The sequence below is a fragment of the Variovorax sp. FW301-JW7 genome, assembly GCF_058788795.1.
Genome location: NZ_JBYTBC010000002.1, coordinates 376242 through 394436, shown reverse-complemented (window position 1 = coordinate 394436; position 18195 = coordinate 376242). Strand labels below are relative to the sequence as shown.

The window sequence follows — 18195 nt, the reverse complement described above, 5'->3', positions numbered from 1 at the left end:
CGGCACCTGTGTGATCGCGCGCCGCTCAGCCGCCCGACGCACTCACCCGCGCCTGCGCCACCGCCTCGTCGGCGTCGTGCAGCGCCACGCGGAACACGCTGCCGCTGCCCAGGCGCGAACGCACGCTGACCGGGTGCCCCAGCACGTGCGACAGGCGAGCCACGATGGCCAGGCCGAGGCCGAAGCCGTCGGAGGTGCCGGCGTGGTCGGCGACCTTGTAGAACTCCAGGAACACGTCGCGCAGGTGCTCGGGCGCGATGCCGATGCCGGTGTCCCACACCTCCACGCGCATGCCCTCGCGGGTCTGGCGCGCGGCCAGCAGCACGCCGCCTTCGGTCGTGTACTTGATGGCGTTGGCGAGCAGGTTGCCGATCATGCGGCGCACGCGGATCGGGTCGGTGAGGAACGAGCCCTCGGTCACGTGCACCCGGAAGTCCAGGCCCCGGCTCTCGGCCACGGGGCGGTACTGCAGCTCCAGGTCGTGCAGCAGCTCGGCCACGTCGACGCGCTCGATGTGCAGGCGCACCTGGCCCGCGTCGATGCGCGCCAGGTCGAACATGGAGTCGAACAGCGCGTTCACCGCGTGGGTGGCGCGCACGATCTTCGGGGCAAGCTCGAGCACCAGCTCGGGCTCGTTGCGCAGCCAGTCGGCGTACAGCGACAGCGCCAGCACGGGCTGGCGCATGTCGTGCGCGGCGCTGGCCAGGAAGCGGTTCTTCATGGCCACGGCCGACACCGCCGCCTGCCGCTGCTGCGTGAGCGACTTGATCAGGATGTGGTTGTGGAACAGCAGCTCCAGGCTATTGCGCGCGGTCTCATGGATGTTGCGGCCGGCGCGCAGCAGCAGGAACCAGTGCAGGATCGGCAGCAGCGGCATCAGGTAGCCGTACTGGAACTGCGGGCTCTGCAGGGTCACGGCCACGAGGCGCACCAGCACCGCGCCGAGCATGGTGATGAACAGCGTGTTGACGTAGCGCTTGAGCAGCGGCGGGTGCAGCGCCAGCCCGTTGAGCGGGAAGGTGCCCACACCGGCCACGATGAGCCAGCTCATGAACTGGTTGACCTGCGGTGTGCGCTCGAAGAACAGCAGCACCGAGCAGCCCCACACCACCGCGCTGGTGCTCCACACGAAGCCGTAGCGGTCGGTGAACTGCTGCTGTGCAACAGCGCTGCGCCCGGCGTAGCGCACGGCGTACACGCGCGCACCCCAGGCCCGGCAGGCGGTGGCGATCAGGCCGGCGGCCAGCCAGGTCAGCAGCTCCCAGCGGGGCACGTGGCCCCAGCTCAGGCCGACCATGGCGGGCATGAGCGCCGCCGAGACGAGGTAGGAGCCGCGCGCCGAGCGCATCAGGCTGCGGATGAGTTCCCCGCGCACCCACGACTCGGCCTCGTCGGCCGACGCCGGAGCGGGTGTCACGCTTGCGATTGACGCATTCGCCATGGGTGCATGACCGTGGTGGATTCGGCCAAACCAAAGAAGGATGGAGACAAACGCCTGCGCAGGCGCCGGAAGGTCGCGATCTTAACGGGCCGCCCCCTGCTGTTCGAGCCACCCCGCGCAGAAAATCCGCCCGCGCCTGCCCGTGGCCCATCCACTGCGGCGCCCCGCATTACCATGGCGCCTGCCGCCACACACCGCACCCTATGCTGAACAACATCACCCCTTTCCTCGTCCACTGGGCCATCACTGGCATCTCGCTGTGGGTCGCCAGCCATCTCTTCAAGGGCCTCAAGTTCGAGAGCACCTCGGCGCTGATCGTGTCGGCGTTGCTGCTCGGCCTGGCCAACGCCATCGTCAAGCCGCTGCTGATCGTGCTCACGCTGCCGCTGACGCTGCTGACCTTCGGGCTGTTCCTGCTGGTCATCAACGCGCTGATGATCCTGCTGGTGGCGGCGCTGGTGAAAGGCTTCAAGGTGTCGGGCTTCTGGACCGCGCTGTTCGCGAGCATCTTCATCTCGCTGCTGAGCATCGTCATCGGCTCGTTCGTGACGGGCGGCGATCCGGCCGAGCAGATCCAGATGCCGCAGGGCGGCAACTGGCTCTGAGCCGGCCCCTCCCCCGCGAGACCGCACCTTGCCCCCGCGCCCGCAGGCCGCCGCGCCCCCCGCCCGCCCCGTGACGATGGCCGACGTGGCCGCGCGCGTGGGCGTGTCGAAGATGACGGTCTCGCGCGCGCTCAACCGCCACCCCGGCAGCGGGCGCCTGGCCTCCGAGGCGCTGCGCGCGCGCATCCTCGCGGCCTGCGAGGAGATGGGCTACGTCATCGACCAGACCGCGCGCACCTTCTCGAGCAAGCGCTCGGGCTTCGTGGCGGTGCTGATCCCGTCGCTCAACAACTCCAACTTCTCGGACACCGCGCAGGGCATCACCGCCGCGCTCGAGGCGCGCGGGCTGCAGCCGCTGCTGGGCCACACCGACTACCGCCAGGACACCGAGGAGCGGCTGATCCGCTCCATGCTGATGCGCCGGCCCGAGGGCGTGATCCTCACGGGCGGCAGCCACACGCCCGCCGCGCGCGCCATGCTGCAGGCCGCCGGCGTGCCGGTGGTCGAGACCTGGGACCTGCCGGCCGAGCCGCTCGGGCACACGGTGGGCTTTTCCAATGCCGACGCGGCGGCGGCGATGGTGCACCACCTGCACGGGCGCGGCTACCGGCGCATCGCCTTCATCGGCGGCACCTCCGGGCGCGACACGCGCGGCGCCGACCGCCAGCGCGGCTACGCCCGCGCGATCCGCGAACTCGGGCTGCCCGACGGGCGAGTCATCAGCTTCGGCGAACCGCCGATCTCGATGGTGCAAGGCGGCGAGGCCGTGCGGCAGCTGATGCGCCAATGGCCCGACGTCGACGCGGTGCTCTGCGTGTCCGACCTCTCGGCCTTCGGTGCGCTGATGGAATGCCAGCGCCAGGGCTGGGACGTGCCGGGCCGCATCGCGATCGCGGGCTTCGGCGACTTCGAAGTCGCGCGCGCCTGCCATCCGCGCATCACCACCGTGGCGGTGGACTGCGTGGGTCTCGGCAAGGCGGCGGGCGAACTGCTGCTGCGTGTGATGGACGGTGCGCGGGACGGGCACCGGCCGCCGATGGAGACGGTGATGATCCCGTTCCACATCGAGCAGCGCGAAAGCTCCTGAGGCGGTTGCGCGCGCTATGCGCCGCGCCCTTCGGAATCAGTGGGACGACCGGTGCGGCTTCGCGGGAAAACCGTGCGCACGCGATGCCCAGGCAATCAGAAGGCCGGGAAGCAACAGCACCAGCAGTGCCCATGGAAAAGCGCCGACGCCCGATGTCTCCAGCAGCACGCCACCGACGATGCCGCCGCCCGCAATGGCGATGTTCCACACCGTCACGAGAATGGATTGCGCCACGTCCGCGCCGGGGCCGGCTGCTTCGGCCGACGCGGTCTGCAGCAAGGCCCCGGAGCCGCCGAAGGTCAGCCCCCACGCGGCCACCGCGACATAGACCACCACCGGTTGCGTGCCGGCGACGCCCAGGGCCAGCGACGCCAGCGCAAAGCCCGCGAGGGCGAGCAGCACCAGCGAGCGCAGCATGCGGTCGATGAGCAGCCCGCTGATCCAGATGCCCGCGAGCGACGCCACGCCGAAGACCAGCAGCACCGCATCGACCCGATCAGACAGGCCGGCCGGCGCCAGGAACGGCATCACGTAGGTGTAGAGAATGCTGTGCGCCAGCACCCACAGCGCAAGCACGGCCAGCACCGGTCGCACGCCGGGCGTGACGAAGATCCGGCGCACCGGCGCGCGCTTTTCGGCCGTCTGCCCCGGGTAGTCGGGCACCTGCAGGAAGACCCAGGCCATCACCGCCAGCGTGAGCAGCGACATGCCACCGAACGCGGTGCGCCAGCCCAGCGTGGCGCCCATCAACGTCCCCAGCGGCACGCCCAGCGACAGCGCCAGCGGTGCGCCCAGCCCGGCCACTGCCAGTGCGCGCCCCTTGAGGTGCTCGGGCACCATGCGCCGCGCATAGCCCGCCAGCATTCCCCAGATCAGGCCGCCCGCCATGCCGGCCATGAAGCGCGCAACCAGCGCGACGGCATAGCTCGACGTCAGCGCCGTGAGCGTGTTGAAGGCCAGCACGGCGACCAGCGCCGCGATCAGCAACGGCCGGCGCCGCCAGCCCAGCGTGGCCGCCGTCAGCGGAATGGCCGCGACCAGCGAGCCGATGGCATAGAGGGTCACGAACTGGCCCGCGAGCGCTTCCGACACGCCCAGGTCCTGGCTGATGCGCAAGAGCATGCCGGCCGGCATCGTTTCCGTCAGCAGTGCCAGGAAGCCGGTCATCGACAGGGCCAGCAGGGCGGCCACGGGCAGTCGTTCAGCGCGCTGGCCCACGGTGGCGGTTGTGGTGGTCATTCAGTTGTTTCCATCGTCTGTGCCTGCGTGGCCGGGTGGCCCGCGTTGGCATTTGCCGCAGTGTGGACGGGAATCCACCAATGAAAAATGGGCTAAAGTTTCAAATACCTGTGACTCTCGAGTCATCAATCAAAGTCTGCCGATGGAAAACCTGGGTTCGCTGAACGTCTTCGTTCGCGCTGGCGAAACGCGCAGCTTCACCGCCGCGGGGCAGCAGCTGGGCATCTCGGCCTCGGCCGTCAGCAAGGCCATCGTGCGGCTCGAAGAACGGCTGGGCGTGCGGCTGTTCCATCGCTCCACGCGCACCGTCCACCTGACGCCGGAAGGCGCGCTGTTCCTGGAGCGCTGCCGGCGCATCCTCTGCGAGGTGGAATCGGCCGAAGCGGAACTGCTGCAGACACAGAGCGCACCCCGCGGCAAGCTGCGCATCAGTCTGCCGTCGGTGGGCACGCTGTTCATGCCCAAGCTGGCGGCGTTCAAGCGGCTCTACCCCGACATCGAACTGGACATCGACTACGCCGACCGGCTGGTGGACGTCATCGAGGAAGGCTTCGACGCGGTCATCCGCACCGGCGAGCCCAGCGATTCACGGTTGATGGCGCGCCGCATCGGTTCCTGCCGCAAGGTGATCGTCGGTGCGCCGGCCTACTTTCGCCGGGCCGGCGTGCCGCGCGAACCGCAAGACCTGGCAAGCCACGCCTGCCTGCTCTATCGCTTTCCCAGCACCGGCAAGCTGGACGTGTGGCCGTTGGGCCTGGCGGCCGGCGCACCCGCCATCGACCTGCCGGCCAGCATGGTGACCAACACGCTCGATCCGCAGGTCTGCTTTGCCGAGCAGGGGCTGGGCATTGCCTGCGTGCCGGAGATCGCCGTGCGCCCGCAACTGGAACAGGGCCGCCTGGTCACGGTGCTGGACGACCACAACCGCGAACACATGATCTTCCACGTGCTGTGGCCGTCGAGCCGGCAGCTGTCGCCCAAGATCCGTGTGTTCGTGGACTTCATCGCGCAGCACCTGTTTCCGCTTTCGGATGCGCTGCAGCCGCTGCTGTGAACCGCAGTGAAGCGAGCCCCGTCACATCGACGCGGGAGGCAAGAACCTCGACGAGGACGACCCCGAACGGGTCTGTTTCAAGTCCGTTCGCTGACCGATCAAGACATCCGGCATTCGCTCACTGCGAGACGGCCGCGGTATCCGCAAAGTCGATCAGCACCTTCATCGCCTGCTTCCGGTCGCTCGCCAGCTCGAAGGCTTCGCGCGCCTTCAGCATCGGGAAGGTGTGCGACACCACCGGCGACAGGTCGACGCGGCCCTCGTTGATGAGGCGCACGGCCAGCGCGAACTCGGCGTGGAAGCGGAACGAGCCGCAGATGCTGAGCTCCTTGGCCACCACGAGGTTCTGCGGAATGCGCACATCGCCACCCAGGCCCAGCTGAACGACCACGCCGCGCGGGCGCATCGTCTCCAGCCCGTCGCGCAGCGCGCGCTCGTTGCCCGAGCATTCGAGCATCACGTCGAAGCTGCCCTTGCCGGCCGCGTGCGCCGCCACCCAGCCGGTGTCGCTCGCGGCGTTGATGGCGTGGTCCGCCCCCATCGCGCGCGCCACCGCGAGCGGCTCGTCGACCACGTCGGTGGCGGTGATCTCGGCCGCGCCATGCACGCGCGCCGCCGCAATGGCCAGCACGCCGATCGGCCCGCAGCCCGACACCAGCACCCGCTTGCCGAGCAGCGAGCCGGCGCGCGACACCGCATGCAGCCCGACCGAGAACGGCTCGGCCAGCGCGGCCAGGCGCAGCGGCACGTGCGCGTCCACCTTCACGCATTGCGTGGCCTCGCACAGCAGCATGTCGCGGAACGCGCCCTGCACGTGCGGCGTGCGCATCGCGCTGCCGTAGAAGCGCATTTCCAGGCACTGGTTGGGCAGGCCTTCGAGGCAGAACTTGCAGGCGCCGCAGGGGCGGCTCGGGTTCACCGCCACCTTGTCGCCGATGCGCACGTTCTGCACGCCGGGCGCCACTGCCACCACCGTGCCGGCCACCTCGTGGCCCAGCACCATCGGTTCCTGGATGCGCACGGTGCCGAAGCCGCCGTGGCGAAAGTAGTGCAGGTCGGAGCCGCAGATGCCGCCCATGCCGACCTTCACGAGCACCTGGCCGGGGCCGATCTCTTCCACCTCCTGCGCGTCGAGCCGCAGATCGTCGGGCGCGTGGATCACGAGGCACATGCAGCGTAGACGCATGGAATTTTTTCCTTTCAGGCCACGGGCGTGACGAGGGGGCGGCCCGCGAAGTGGGCCTCGAGGTTGCGGCGCACCAGCTCGCCCATGGCGCGGCGGGTCTGCTCGGTGCCGCTGCCGTTGTGCGGGTGCAGCACCACGTTGTCGAGCAGCGCGAAGCGCGGGTCGATGCGCGGCTCGTTCAGGAACACGTCGAGTGCGGCGCCGGCGATGGCCTTGCGCTCCAGCGCATCGAGCAGCGCGCCCTCGTCCACGGTGGAGCCGCGCGACACGTTCACCAGCCAGCCCCGCGGCCCCAGCGCCTGCAGCACCTGCGCATCGACGATGCCGCGCGTGGCCTCGCCGCCCGGCAGGATGACGATCAGCACATCGCACCAGTCGGCCATGGCCGCCAGGCTCGCGAAGTGGCGGTGCGGGCTGTCCGGCTGCGGCGTGCGGGTGAAGTAGCCCAGTTCCATCTCGAAGCCCGACAGCCGCTGCGCGATGGTGCGGCCGATGCGCCCGAAGCCGGCGATGCCCACGCGCTGGCCGAAGAAGCGCGTGGCCAGCGGCATCGCGCCCTGGACCCAGGCGCCGCCGCGCACGAACAGGTCGGCCGCGGGCACGCGCCGCTGCAGCGCCATCGCCAGGCCCACGGCGAGGTCGGCCACGTCGCCATTGAGCACGTCGGGCGTGTTGCTCACCTGGATGCCGCGCGCGCGGCAGGCGGCGAAGTCGACGGCATCGGTGCCCACGCCGTAGCAGGCGACCAGCTCGAGGTTGGGCAGCGCGGCGATCAGCTCGCCGCTCGCGCCCAGGTCGCCGCGCGTGGCAATGGCGCGGACCTGCGGCCCGTGGGCGGCAAGAAAAGCGGTGCGGTCGGGCGCCTCCCAAAGGCGGTGCAGCGTGTAGGCCGCCTGCATCGGCGCCATGTCCCAGTCGGGGTACGCGCCGGTCATGAGCACGTGAGGGGGTGTCGCGTCGGCGGTCAAGCGGGTCTCCTGCAAAGGGATGAAACGGTGGATACCGGTAACTCTATCCACCCGCCCGGCATGGCCGCAAGACCGGATTCGCCCGGTTGACGCGCCAAATAGATACCGGTAACTTATTCACGCTGTCACACACCGATCCACCGGGCCCGGCAGGGGCCCGCCTGCAGGAGCTGCGCTGGATGAAACTGTTCGATCTTTCGGGCCGCACCGCCCTCGTCACCGGCGCCAGCAAGGGCATCGGCTACGCGCTGGCCGAAGCGCTGGCCACAGCCGGCGCGCGCGTGGTGCTCAACGCGCGCAACGCCGCCCCGCTGGCGGCGGCCCGCGACGCGCTGCGCGCCAAGGGCCTGGCGGCCGAGGCGGCGGCCTTCGACGTGACCGATGCTGCGGCCGTGGAAGCCGGCGTGGCGGCAGTGGAAGCCGACATCGGCCCCATCGACATCCTGGTCAACAACGCCGGCATGCAGCACCGCGGGCCCTTCGCCGAATTCCCGATCGACGCCTGGCACCGGATCACCACCACCAACATCGACAGCGTGTTCCTGGTGGGCCGCTTCGTGGCGCAACGCATGATCGAGCGCCGACGCGGCAAGATCATCAACGTGTGCTCGGTGCAAAGCGAACTGGGCCGCCCCGGCATCGCGCCCTACGCCGCCACCAAGGGCGCCGTGAAGATGCTGACCAAGGGCATGGCCATCGACCTGGGCCCATACGGCATCCAGGTCAACGGCCTGGGGCCCGGCTATTTCAAGACCGAGCTGACGCAGGCGCTGGTGGCCGACGAGGCCTTCACCGGCTGGCTCTCGGGCCGCACGCCGGCCGGGCGATGGGGCGAGGTCGAGGAACTCGGCGGCGCGGCCATCTTCCTGGCCAGCGACGCCTCGAGCTTCGTCAACGGCCACATCCTGTACGTGGACGGCGGGATCACCGCCAGCCTGTAGCCGGCGCGGTTCAGCGCTGCTGCGCGCCCGCCATGTAGTCCACCGTGAGCTGCGTCAGCGTGCGCACGCCCACCAGCAGGCTGGCCTCGTCGACGAAGAAGCGCGGCGAGTGGTTGGGCTCGGCCTTGTTCGCGTCGCGGCCGGGCGGCGTGGCGCCGATCATCACGAACAGGCCGGGGGCCTTCTGCGCGAAGAACGAGAAGTCTTCGCCGCCCGTGCCCTTCGGGATCACGATCGGCGTGGCGCCGGGCACGCGCTGCAGGCTGGGCACCATCTTCGCGGTCAGGGCCGGGTCGTTCACGGTGGGGGCGTAGCCGTCGGCCTCGACGCGGACCTCGGCCGTGCCGCCGCCGCTTTGCGCGATGTGCGAGGCGGTCTCGCCCATGCGCTGGATGATGAACTGGCGCATCTCGTCGTCGTAGGTGCGCAGCGTGCCGCTCATCTCCACCGAGTCGGGAATGATGTTGTAGCGCGTGCCCGCGTTGAAGGTGCCCACGCTGAGCACCGAGGGCTCCTTGGTCACGTTGACCTGGCGGCTCGCGATGGTCTGGAAGCCCAGCACGATCTGCGAGCCCAGCACGATCGGGTCGACCCCGCTCCAGGGCTGCGAGCCGTGCGTCTGGCGGCCCTTCACGCTGACCTTGAAGGTGTCCGAACTCGCGGTGATGGGGCCGGGCTTGTAGCCGATCTGCCCGGTGTTCAGGGCCGAGACCAGGTGCAGGCCGAACACCGCGTCGGGCTTGGGCGCGTCGAAGGCGCCTTCGGCCAGCATGCGGCGCGCGCCGCCGATCTCGGCATTGGGCAGCTTCTCTTCGGCCGGCTGGAAGATCAGCTTCACGGTGCCCGGCAGCTGCGCCTTCATCGAGGCCAGCACCTCGGCCACGCCCATGAGGATCGCCACGTGGCCGTCGTGCCCGCAGGCGTGCATCACGTCGACCGTGGCAAAGCCCCACTGGGCACGCGCCTTGGAGGCAAAGGGCACGTCGACCTGTTCCTTCACGGGCAGCGCGTCCATGTCGGCGCGCAGCGCCACCACCGGGCCGGGCTTGCCGCCGCGCAGCGTGGCGACCACGCCGGTCACGGCCACGCCTTCGCGCACCTCGTAGCCCAGCGCCTTCAGGTGGGCCGCGACCAGCGCGGCGGTGCGCTTTTCCTGGTTGCCCAGCTCGGGGTGCTGGTGGATGTCACGGCGCCAGTCGATCACCTTCTGCTCGATGGCCTTGGAACGCTCGGCGATCAGCGGGTACAGCGGCACGGCGGCGGCCGGCGCGGGCGGCGTGGCCGCAGCAGGCGCCTCCTGCGCCGAGGCGCACAGGGACGAGACGGCAAGGACGATGGGCAGGCACAGGCGCGCGGCCGGACGGAATCGGTGGGACATGGTGATGTGTTGTGAGAAAAGCAAGAAAGGGAAGGACCCGCCAGGCGGGAGCCCTTCGTCCGCACGGCCCCGTCGGGCCGGCAGCCGATGCGCCCTTGTCTGCCGCCCGACCCCATGAGCGTAGGAAGGCCACCGATTGGCGTCCAATCGCTTTTGCATCGACCGATAATGATTGCCTATCGATGGCCGCCGACACCCCCACCCCGTCTTCCGTGCTGCACGAGCGGCTGCTCGCGCGCCTGCGCCTGCGCCACCTGAAGCTCATCGACGCGCTGGCCGCGCACTCGCACCTGCGCCGCGCGGCCGAGGCGATCCACATCAGCCAGCCGGCGGCCACGCAGATGCTGCAGGAGGTCGAAGGCCTGCTCGACACCCCGCTGTTCGAGCGCCACGCGCGCGGCATGCGGATCACCGAGGCCGGGCGCCTGCTGGCGCTGCACGCGCGCATGGTGATCGACGCCATGCAGGTGGCCAGCGACGGCCTCGCGGCGCTGGCCGCGCAGGAGACGCGCGCGCTGCGCATCGGCGCCATCGAGGCGGCCATCGCCAGCGTGCTGCAGCCCGCGCTGAACCTGCTGCATGCGAAGCACCCCAAGCTGCGCCTGTTCATCGAGGAAGGCAACATCGAACGGCTCACGATCGGCCTGCGCGCAGGCGCCTTCGACGCCGTGCTGCTGCGCCAGCCGGCGCGCGTGCCCGACGCCCACCGCTTCGTGCCGCTGCGCAGCGACGAGGTGGTGGTCATCGCCGGCATCGGCCACCCGGCCGTGCAGCGCAAGCGCCTGCGGCTGCGCGACCTCGCCGATTCGCGCTGGGTGCTGCCGCCCGCGCACTTCGCGGTGCGCCAGGTGATGGAGGCCGCCTGGGCCGCCGAGCGGATCGTGCCGCGCCCGCACGCCATCCAGGTGCTCACGCCGCACCTGGTGCGCGCCCTGCTCTCGCAGCCCGACGTGGTGGTACCGGTGCCGCGCACCGTGCTCGACCAGCTCGACCGCGCGGCCGTGGCCGAGCTGCCGCTGCGCATGAACGCGCCCATCGCGCCGCTGGGCATCCTCTACCGCACCGACAACGAGGTCGGCCCGCTGCAGCTGCTGGTCGATTTCCTGGTCGCGCAGGCCAGGAAGAAACCGTAGCGGGCGGGTTTTTCATGCGGGCAATGCCCCGCTTCACACCCGCTTAACTGTGGGACCGCACACTCGACGCCACCCGCCAGTCCCCTCGGGACATGGCACGGTTTCCGCTCTGTAAAGTTCGCCGCCCCCGCGCCGCGGCATTGAACTCGACGGCGCGAGCCCGCTCCATCTTTGGCTTTCGTTACTTCTGCCTGTCCATGCCCGTCCACTTCGCCTCCCGCTCCGCCCCGCTCCTCACGGCCCTGTGCATCGCCGCCGCCCTCGCGGGGTGCTCGCGCACCCATGTGGAGGCTCCCGGCGCAGCCAAGGCGGCCAACGCTCCGGCGAAAGAAGTCGGCATCGTCACGCTCAAGTCCGAGGTGCTGGCCCTGAGCACCGAACTGCCCGGGCGCACCGCGGCCCCGGTGATCGCCGAGATCCGCCCGCAGGTCGGCGGCATCCTCAAGGAGCGGCTCTTCACCGAAGGCTCGCAGGTCAAGGCCGGCCAGGTGCTCTACCAGCTCGACCCTGCCTCGCTGCAGGCGGCCCACGCCAGCGCGCAGGCCAGCGTGCGCAAGGCCGAGTCGGCCCTGGCCACGGCCCGCACCGTGGCCAAGCGCAATGCCGAGCTGGTGAAGATCGACGCCATCAGCCGCCAGGTGTTCGACGAAACGCAAGCCGCCGAGCAGCAGGCCGAGGCCGACCTCGGCGTGGCCCGCGCCGCCGAGCAGACTGCGCGCATCCAGCTGGGCTACACGCGCATCACCTCACCGATCACCGGCTGGGCCGAGCTGTCCACCGTCACGCCGGGCGCGCTGGTCACAGCCAACCAGGCGGCGGCCATGACCACCGTGCAGCAGCTCGACCCGATCCACGTGCACGTCACGCAATCGAGCAGCGAGCTGCTGCGCCTGAAGCGCGAGCTGGCCAGCGGCCGGCTGCAGCGCGCCAGCGACGCCGAGGCGCGCATCCAGCTGCTGCTGGAAGACGGCAGCCCCTACTCGCACGCGGGGCGCCTCACCTTCAGCGGCGTGACGGTCGATGCCGGCACCGGCAGCGTCACGCTGCGCGCCGTGGTGCCCAACCCCGACAAGCTGCTGATGCCCGGCATGTACGTGCGCGCCGTGCTGCAGGAAGGCGTGAACGACGCCGCGCTGCTGGTGCCGCAGCAGGCCGTCACGCGCGCGCCCGACGGCAGCGCCTCCACGCTGGTGATCGACGCCGAAGACAAGGTCCAGAAGCGGCCCATCCGCATCGGCCGCGCCATCGGCACGCGCTGGCAAGTCATCGACGGCCTGGCCGCGGGCGACCGCGTGCTCATGGAAGGCTCGCAGCGCGTGAAGGTGGGCGACAAGGTGCGCACGGTCGACCTGGGCGCGAAGCCGGCCGGCGCTGCCGTCGCGAGCGCCACGCCCGACGCTGCTTCCACCACCCTCGCGCGCTGAGGCCCCGCCATGGCCCAGTTCTTCATCGACCGCCCCATCTTCGCGTGGGTGCTTTCCATCGTCGTCATGCTCGCCGGCCTGATGGCCATCCGCACGCTGCCTCTCGAGCAGTACCCCGACATCGCGCCGCCGCGCGTGTCCATCAACGCCACCTACACCGGCGCCTCGGCCAAGACGGTCGAAGACTCCGTCACCCAGGTCATCGAGCAGCAGATGAAGGGGCTGGACAACCTGCTGTACATGCAGTCGACCAGCAACTCGTCGGGCGTGGCGCGCCTGTCGCTCACCTTCAACGCGGGCACCAACATCGACGTGGCCCAGATGCAGGTGCAGAACAAGCTGCAGCAGGCCATGTCGCGCCTGCCGCAGCAGGTGCAAAGCCGCGGCGTCACCGTGACCAAGGGCGGCAACGACTTCCTGCTGATCGTCTCGATGTTCTCCGGCGACGGCAGCGCCTCGGCGGTGGACGTGGGCGACTACATCAGCAGCAACCTGGTCGACGTCATCAGCCGCGTCGACGGCGTGGGCGAGGTGCAGACACTGGGCACCGGCTACGCCATGCGCCTGTGGCTGGACCCCGACAAGCTGCGCAAGTACGCGCTCATGCCCTCCGACGTGGGCAGCGCCATCACCGCGCAGAACGCGCAGGTCTCGGCCGGCCAGCTCGGCGCGCTGCCGGCCGGTGCGCAGCAGCAGCTCAACGCCACCATCACGGCGCGCAGCAAGCTGAAGACGGTCGAGGAGTTCGAGAACGTGGTGCTGCGCGCCACGCCCGACGGCGCCGTGGTGCGCCTGCGCGACGTGGCGCGTGTCGAGCTGGGCGCCGAGAACCTCACGGTGCGCTCGGTGCTCGGCGGGCGCCCGGGCGCCGGCATGGGCATCGTGCTGGCCGACGGCGCCAACGCGGTGCAGGTGGCCGAGGCCGTGAAGGCCAAGGTGGCCGAGCTGCAGCCGCTCTTTCCCAACCAGATGCAGACCTTCGTGAGCTACGACACCACGCCCTTCGTGAGCGCGTCGATCGACGAGGTGGTGAAGGCGCTGGCCGAGGCCATGGTGCTGGTCGTGCTGGTGATGTACATCTTTCTGCAGAACTTCCGCGCCACGCTGATCCCGGCCATTGCCGTGCCGGTGGTGCTGCTGGGCACCTTCGGCGTGCTCTCCGTGGCGGGCTACTCGATCAATACGCTCACCATGTTCGGCATGGTGCTGGCCATCGGCCTGCTGGTGGACGACGCCATCGTGGTGGTGGAGAACGTCGAGCGCGTGATGCACGAAGAGGGCCTGTCGCCCAAGGAGGCCACGCGCAAGTCGATGGCCGAGATCACGCCCGCGCTGGTGGGCATCGCGCTGGTGCTGTCGGCCGTGTTCATCCCGATGGCCTTCTTCGGCGGCTCGACCGGCGTGATCTACCGCCAGTTCTCGATCACCATCGTCTCGGCCATGGCGCTGTCGGTGTTCGTGGCGCTCACGCTCACGCCGGCGCTGTGCGCCACGCTGCTCAAGCCGGTCGCCAAGGGCGGCCACGCGGCCCCGCGCAAGGGCGTGCTGGGCGCGGTCGACCGCTTCTTCGCGGGCTTCAACCGCCGCTTCGACCAGGGCGCCGACCGCTACCAGGGCATCGTCGGCGGCATCGTGCGGCGCGGCAAGCGCAGCCTCGTGGTGTACCTGCTCATCGCCGCCGTGATGGCGCTGCTGTTCATGCGACTGCCCACCTCCTTCCTGCCCGATGAAGACCAGGCCTTCCTGCAGGTGCAGGTGACGCTGCCGCCGGGTGCGTCCGACGCGCGGCTGCAGCCGGTGGTCACGCAAATGCAGGACTACTTCACCAAGCAGCCCGAGGTGGTGAGCGTGAACGTCATCACCGGGCAGAACGGCGACCAGAGCTCGGCGCGCGCCTTCGTGAAGCTGAAAGACTGGGCCGAGCGCGAAGGCGCCGGCCAGTCGGCCGCCGAACTCGCGCGGCGCGCCAACAAGGAACTCTCGACCATCCGCGACGCGCGCATCTTCGTGCTGCTGCCGCCGGCGGTGCGCGGGCTCGGCGCCAACGCGGGCTTCAACTTCCACCTGAAGGACATCAACGGGCTGGGCCATGACGCGCTGGTGAAGGCGCGCGACCAGCTCATCGACCTGCTCTCCAAGCGCCCCGAGGTGGCGAACGTGCGCAGCAACAACCTGGACGACACGCCGCAGTTCGCGGTGGACATCGACGACGCACGCGCCGGCGCGGCCAGCCTGGCCACGTCCGACATCGACAGCACCTTGTCGAGCGCCATGGGCGGCACCTACATCAACGACTTCCTGGACAACGGCCGCGTCAAGCGCGTGTACATGCAGGGCGACACGGCCTTTCGCATGCTGCCCACCGACATCGACCGCTGGAGCGTGCGCAACAGCCTGGGCCAGATGGTGCCGTTCCCGGCTTTCTCCAGCTCGCGCTGGACCTACGGCTCGCCGCAGCTGCAGCGCTACAACGGCAGCCCGAGCTACGAGTTTGTCGGCGATGCCGCACCGGGCGTGAGCTCGGGCGACGCCATGGCCGCCGTCGACGAAGTGATGAAGCAGATGCCCGCCGGCATCGGCTACGAATGGACCGGCGCCTCGTTCCAGGAGCGCCTGTCGGGTGCGCAGGCGCCGGTGCTCTACGCCATCTCGATCCTGTTCGTGTTCCTGTGCCTTGCGGCCCTGTACGAGAGCTGGTCGGTGCCGTTCTCGGTGATCCTGGTGGTGCCGCTGGGCATCGTCGGCGCGCTGCTGTTCACCAGCCTGCGCGGCCTGAGCAACGACGTGTACTTCCAGGTCGGCCTGCTGACCACGGTGGGGCTGTCGTCGAAGAACGCGATCCTGATCGTGGAGTTCGCCAAGCAGCTGCAGGAGCAGGGCAAGGGCGTGATCGAGGCGACGCTGGAGGCCGTGCGGCTGCGGCTGCGGCCCATCCTCATGACCTCGCTGGCCTTCGGCTTCGGCGTGCTGCCGCTGGCCATCGGCACGGGTGCAGGTGCGGGCGGCCGCCAATCGATCGGCACCGCGGTGCTGGGCGGCATGGTGGTCGGCACGGCGCTGGGCATCTTCTTCGTGCCGCTGTTCTTCGCGATGATCCGCGGCTGGCTGGAAAGCCGCCGCAAGCCGGCCGACACGCCGCCGGACGCCTTGCCCGCGGAACAGGGAGCGCAATGATGAAGCGCACCACCCTGCCCCGCCGTCCCCTGCGCGCACTGGCCTGCGCCGCCCTGGCCTCGGTCGTGCTCGCCGGCTGCGTCAACCTCGCGCCCGCGTACGAAACACCGGCCTCGCCGGTCCCATCGACCCTGCCCTCGGCCGGTGTCACGACCGCCACACCCCTGGACATCGGCTGGCGCGACTTCTTCGTCGACAAGCAGCTGCAGGGCGTGATCGAACTCGCGCTCGCCAACAACCGCGACCTGCGCGTGGCGGCGCTCAACATCGAGCGTGCGCGCGCCCAGTACGGCATCGCGCGGGCCGACCTGTTCCCCACCGTCAACGCCGGCGCCGCCGGCACGCGCTCGCGCACGCCGGGCAGCCTGTCGACCAGCGGCGAATCGCGCATCGCCTCGCAGTACAGCGCCAACCTCGGCATGACGGCCTACGAGCTCGACCTGTTCGGGCGCGTGCGCAACCTCGGCGAATCGGCGCTGCAGGGCTACTTCCAGACCGAGGAGACGCAGCGCAGCACGCAGATCAGCCTCGTGGCCTCCGTCGCCACGGCGTGGCTGCAACTGGCCGCCGACGAGCAGCGCCTGCAGCTCGCACGCGGCACGCTCGAGAGCCAGCGCAAGTCCTTCGAGCTGGTGCAGCGCAGCCACGCGCTCGGCGCGCAGTCGGGCCTGGCGCTGGCGCAGGCGCAGAGCACCGTCGACGCCGCGCGCGCCGACGCCGCGGCCTTCGACAGCCAGGTCGAACAGGACCGCAATGCGCTGGCGCTGCTGGTCGGCGCCACGCCGCCGCCCGAGTTGTTGCCAAGCGCCGCGACGACCGCCGACGTGGCACAGCTGCTCGTGCCCCCGGCCGGCCTGTCTTCGAGCGTGCTGCAGCAGCGGCCCGACGTGCGCGCCGCCGAGCACGCGCTGCGCGCGAGCAACGCCGACATCGGCGCGGCGCGCGCGGCTTTTTTCCCGCGCATCGCGCTCACCGCCTCGGCCGGCACCGCGAGCAGCACGCTCTCGGGCCTGTTCGCGAGCGGCAGCAAGGCCTGGAGCTTCGCGCCGTCGATCAGCGTGCCGATCTTCGACGGCGGCGCCAACCGCGCCAACCTGCAGGTGGCGCAAGCGCAGCAGAAGATCCAGATCGCCACCTACGAGAAGGCCGTACAGACCGCCTTCCGCGAAGTGGCCGACGCCCTGGCCGAGCGCCGCACGCTGGCCGAACGCCTCGACGCGCAGCGCTCGCTGCGGAGCGCGACCTCGCGCAGCTTCGAACTCTCGCAGTCGCTCTTCAAGAGCGGCGCCGCCAACTACCTCGACGTGCTGGACGCGCAGCGCAACGACTATGCGGCGCAGCAGGCGCTGATCGGTCTGCGGCTCACGGAGCAGACGAACCGGCTGGCGATCTACAAGGCGCTGGGGGGCGGGTGGAGCGAGGCATCGGGCACGCCTCCCTCCTCGCTCTGACTCTGTCGGAAGGAGCCCTCGAGGCGCGCTAGCGTGCCTCGAGGGTCCATGGGACGGACGGCTCGAGCACGGTACATCCCGAAAACCGCATCTCGCTCTTCACGCGGTTCTCCGCGGTGAGCATCACCACCGTCCCCGCTGCGTAGGACACCCATTCGCAAGCGACCGATGGCGATGCGTCGGAGAAACGCGACGCCGGAATCACCCGCTCATCGAATGTGAAGTCTCCCTTCGGCTTTGGAAGCTGTCCGATCAGAAGCAATCTTTCACTTCCTGTCCCCGTTCTCACTTTGACGACCGCATCGAAGTTTTTCGTGGTGACCTCGTTCGCCTCGTACCTCAGGTCGCGAGCGAAGTAGAGCTCGAACCGGCGATTCCTGAATCGCTCGGGCACTGGGTCGACACGCGCTTGCAGCACCTCGTCGACTGCGAAGCAATGCTCGGACAGACATTGATCACCGGCATCCATGAAGAGCCAGACCTTGTCCCCCTCTTGAAGGACCAACGCAGGCGATGCGTTCGCGTTCTTCTTCGGCAGGGTCACATGCAGGAACTGTCGCTCCGGGAACGATGGCTTCGGATCCGATTCGTCGGGAAACAAGGCGTCTTTGCCAAGCCAGACCAGGGACGTCCCACCGTAGGCGTCGACGAAGTAACCGATGAAGGTGTCCGGCGCGTTGTGCTTCGCGATCGTCGGCCGGCCAAAACCATGGACGCCGGAGAAATGCGATCGCAATGAAAACCCGAAACGGCCCTCTGTGACCTTGGCAATTCTCGAAGGATCTTGCCGGGCAAATTTCTTGGCAGACCAGCCCACAGGGCGGACCAGCAAAGAAACGTCGAGGGGGCCGCTGCAGCCTTCGACCGTTGCCCTGCTGGACAGTCGGCATGTTTTCAAGAGATGCAGATCCTCATTGGCATCGAGACTCATCAACTTCATCTCGACCATCCTCTGGGTCTCCACATCGCGCGAGACAGAGGGGATCAGGACCGGCGGACATCCCGCAAGGCACAAGAGAACGCCAAGGGATGCGATGGCCTTGCAGGCGCTTGCCAACGAGCGGTGGTGATGCGGTTTCAACATCTGGAGATCCTTCCCTCTTTGCTTGGAATC

The 18195-nt window shown here is 69.6% G+C and carries 14 protein-coding genes; 8 read left to right on the top strand and 6 right to left on the bottom strand.

Features of this window, described 5'->3' with window-relative positions; translation table 11 throughout:
• Positions 1 to 25: 25 nt before the first annotated feature.
• On the bottom strand, positions 26 to 1441 hold the full coding sequence (gene shkS / locus AC3WQM_RS06850; protein WP_489059525.1) for a surface-behavior sensor histidine kinase ShkS: 1416 nt from the start codon (positions 1439 to 1441) through the stop codon (positions 26 to 28).
• Between the two features lie 203 nt (positions 1442 to 1644).
• Here shkS and AC3WQM_RS06845 point away from each other — a divergent pair, with 203 nt between their 5' ends.
• Both AC3WQM_RS06845 and AC3WQM_RS06840 read left to right on the top strand, forming a co-directional pair.
• Positions 1645 to 2046 (top strand): phage holin family protein, encoded by a 402-nt coding sequence (locus tag AC3WQM_RS06845; RefSeq protein WP_492677439.1) that lies wholly within the window; start codon positions 1645 to 1647, stop codon positions 2044 to 2046.
• Positions 2047 to 2122: 76 nt separating this feature from the next.
• Positions 2123 to 3133, top strand: a complete 1011-nt coding sequence (locus AC3WQM_RS06840) for a LacI family DNA-binding transcriptional regulator (RefSeq protein WP_492677938.1) — start codon at positions 2123 to 2125, stop codon at positions 3131 to 3133.
• A gap of 36 nt (positions 3134 to 3169) precedes the next feature.
• Here AC3WQM_RS06840 and AC3WQM_RS06835 read toward each other — a convergent pair whose 3' ends face one another.
• Complete coding sequence (locus AC3WQM_RS06835) at positions 3170 to 4372, bottom strand: MFS transporter (RefSeq protein ID WP_492677437.1); 1203 nt, start codon at positions 4370 to 4372, stop codon at positions 3170 to 3172.
• 142 nt (positions 4373 to 4514) lie between these two features.
• On the opposite strand from AC3WQM_RS06835, the gene AC3WQM_RS06830 reads away from it, so the two are divergent.
• On the top strand, positions 4515 to 5426 hold the full coding sequence (locus AC3WQM_RS06830; protein ID WP_492677436.1) for a LysR family transcriptional regulator: 912 nt from the start codon (positions 4515 to 4517) through the stop codon (positions 5424 to 5426).
• Positions 5427 to 5544: 118 nt separating this feature from the next.
• On the opposite strand, the gene AC3WQM_RS06825 is transcribed toward AC3WQM_RS06830, so the two are convergent.
• Both AC3WQM_RS06825 and AC3WQM_RS06820 read right to left on the bottom strand, forming a co-directional pair.
• Complete coding sequence (locus tag AC3WQM_RS06825; RefSeq protein WP_492677435.1) at positions 5545 to 6612, bottom strand: L-idonate 5-dehydrogenase; 1068 nt, start codon at positions 6610 to 6612, stop codon at positions 5545 to 5547.
• A 14-nt stretch (positions 6613 to 6626) separates the two neighbouring features.
• Positions 6627 to 7580 carry a 2-hydroxyacid dehydrogenase gene (locus tag AC3WQM_RS06820; protein ID WP_492677434.1) on the bottom strand — a complete coding sequence of 318 codons (954 nt, stop codon included), beginning with the start codon at positions 7578 to 7580 and terminating at the stop codon, positions 6627 to 6629.
• Positions 7581 to 7759: 179 nt separating this feature from the next.
• On the opposite strand from AC3WQM_RS06820, the gene AC3WQM_RS06815 reads away from it, so the two are divergent.
• Positions 7760 to 8521, top strand: coding sequence for a glucose 1-dehydrogenase (locus tag AC3WQM_RS06815; protein ID WP_492677433.1), 762 nt, complete (start codon positions 7760 to 7762; stop codon positions 8519 to 8521).
• A gap of 10 nt (positions 8522 to 8531) precedes the next feature.
• Here AC3WQM_RS06815 and AC3WQM_RS06810 read toward each other — a convergent pair whose 3' ends face one another.
• Positions 8532 to 9899: an amidohydrolase gene (locus AC3WQM_RS06810; protein ID WP_492677432.1), complete on the bottom strand. Its 1368-nt coding sequence runs from the start codon at positions 9897 to 9899 to the stop codon at positions 8532 to 8534.
• 182 nt (positions 9900 to 10081) lie between these two features.
• On the opposite strand from AC3WQM_RS06810, the gene AC3WQM_RS06805 reads away from it, so the two are divergent.
• The 4 genes from AC3WQM_RS06805 to AC3WQM_RS06790 all read left to right on the top strand — a co-directional run bounded on the left by AC3WQM_RS06805 (position 10082) and on the right by AC3WQM_RS06790 (position 17081).
• Entirely contained in the window at positions 10082 to 11032 is a 951-nt protein-coding gene (locus tag AC3WQM_RS06805; protein WP_492677431.1) for a LysR substrate-binding domain-containing protein, read from the top strand.
• Positions 11033 to 11229: 197 nt separating this feature from the next.
• The gene (locus AC3WQM_RS06800; protein WP_492677430.1) at positions 11230 to 12456 is read left to right on the top strand and encodes an efflux RND transporter periplasmic adaptor subunit; all 1227 of its coding nucleotides are present in this window, start codon (positions 11230 to 11232) and stop codon (positions 12454 to 12456) included.
• A 9-nt stretch (positions 12457 to 12465) separates the two neighbouring features.
• Positions 12466 to 15630: an efflux RND transporter permease subunit gene (locus AC3WQM_RS06795; protein WP_492677429.1), complete on the top strand. Its 3165-nt coding sequence runs from the start codon at positions 12466 to 12468 to the stop codon at positions 15628 to 15630.
• A complete protein-coding gene (locus tag AC3WQM_RS06790) occupies positions 15630 to 17081 on the top strand; it encodes an efflux transporter outer membrane subunit (RefSeq protein WP_492677428.1) in 1452 nt (483 codons plus the stop codon). The genes AC3WQM_RS06795 and AC3WQM_RS06790 overlap by 1 nt, the downstream gene beginning before the upstream one ends.
• Positions 17082 to 17109: 28 nt before the next feature.
• On the opposite strand, the gene AC3WQM_RS06785 is transcribed toward AC3WQM_RS06790, so the two are convergent.
• Complete coding sequence (locus tag AC3WQM_RS06785) at positions 17110 to 18165, bottom strand: hypothetical protein (RefSeq protein ID WP_492677427.1); 1056 nt, start codon at positions 18163 to 18165, stop codon at positions 17110 to 17112.
• Positions 18166 to 18195 lie beyond the last annotated feature (30 nt).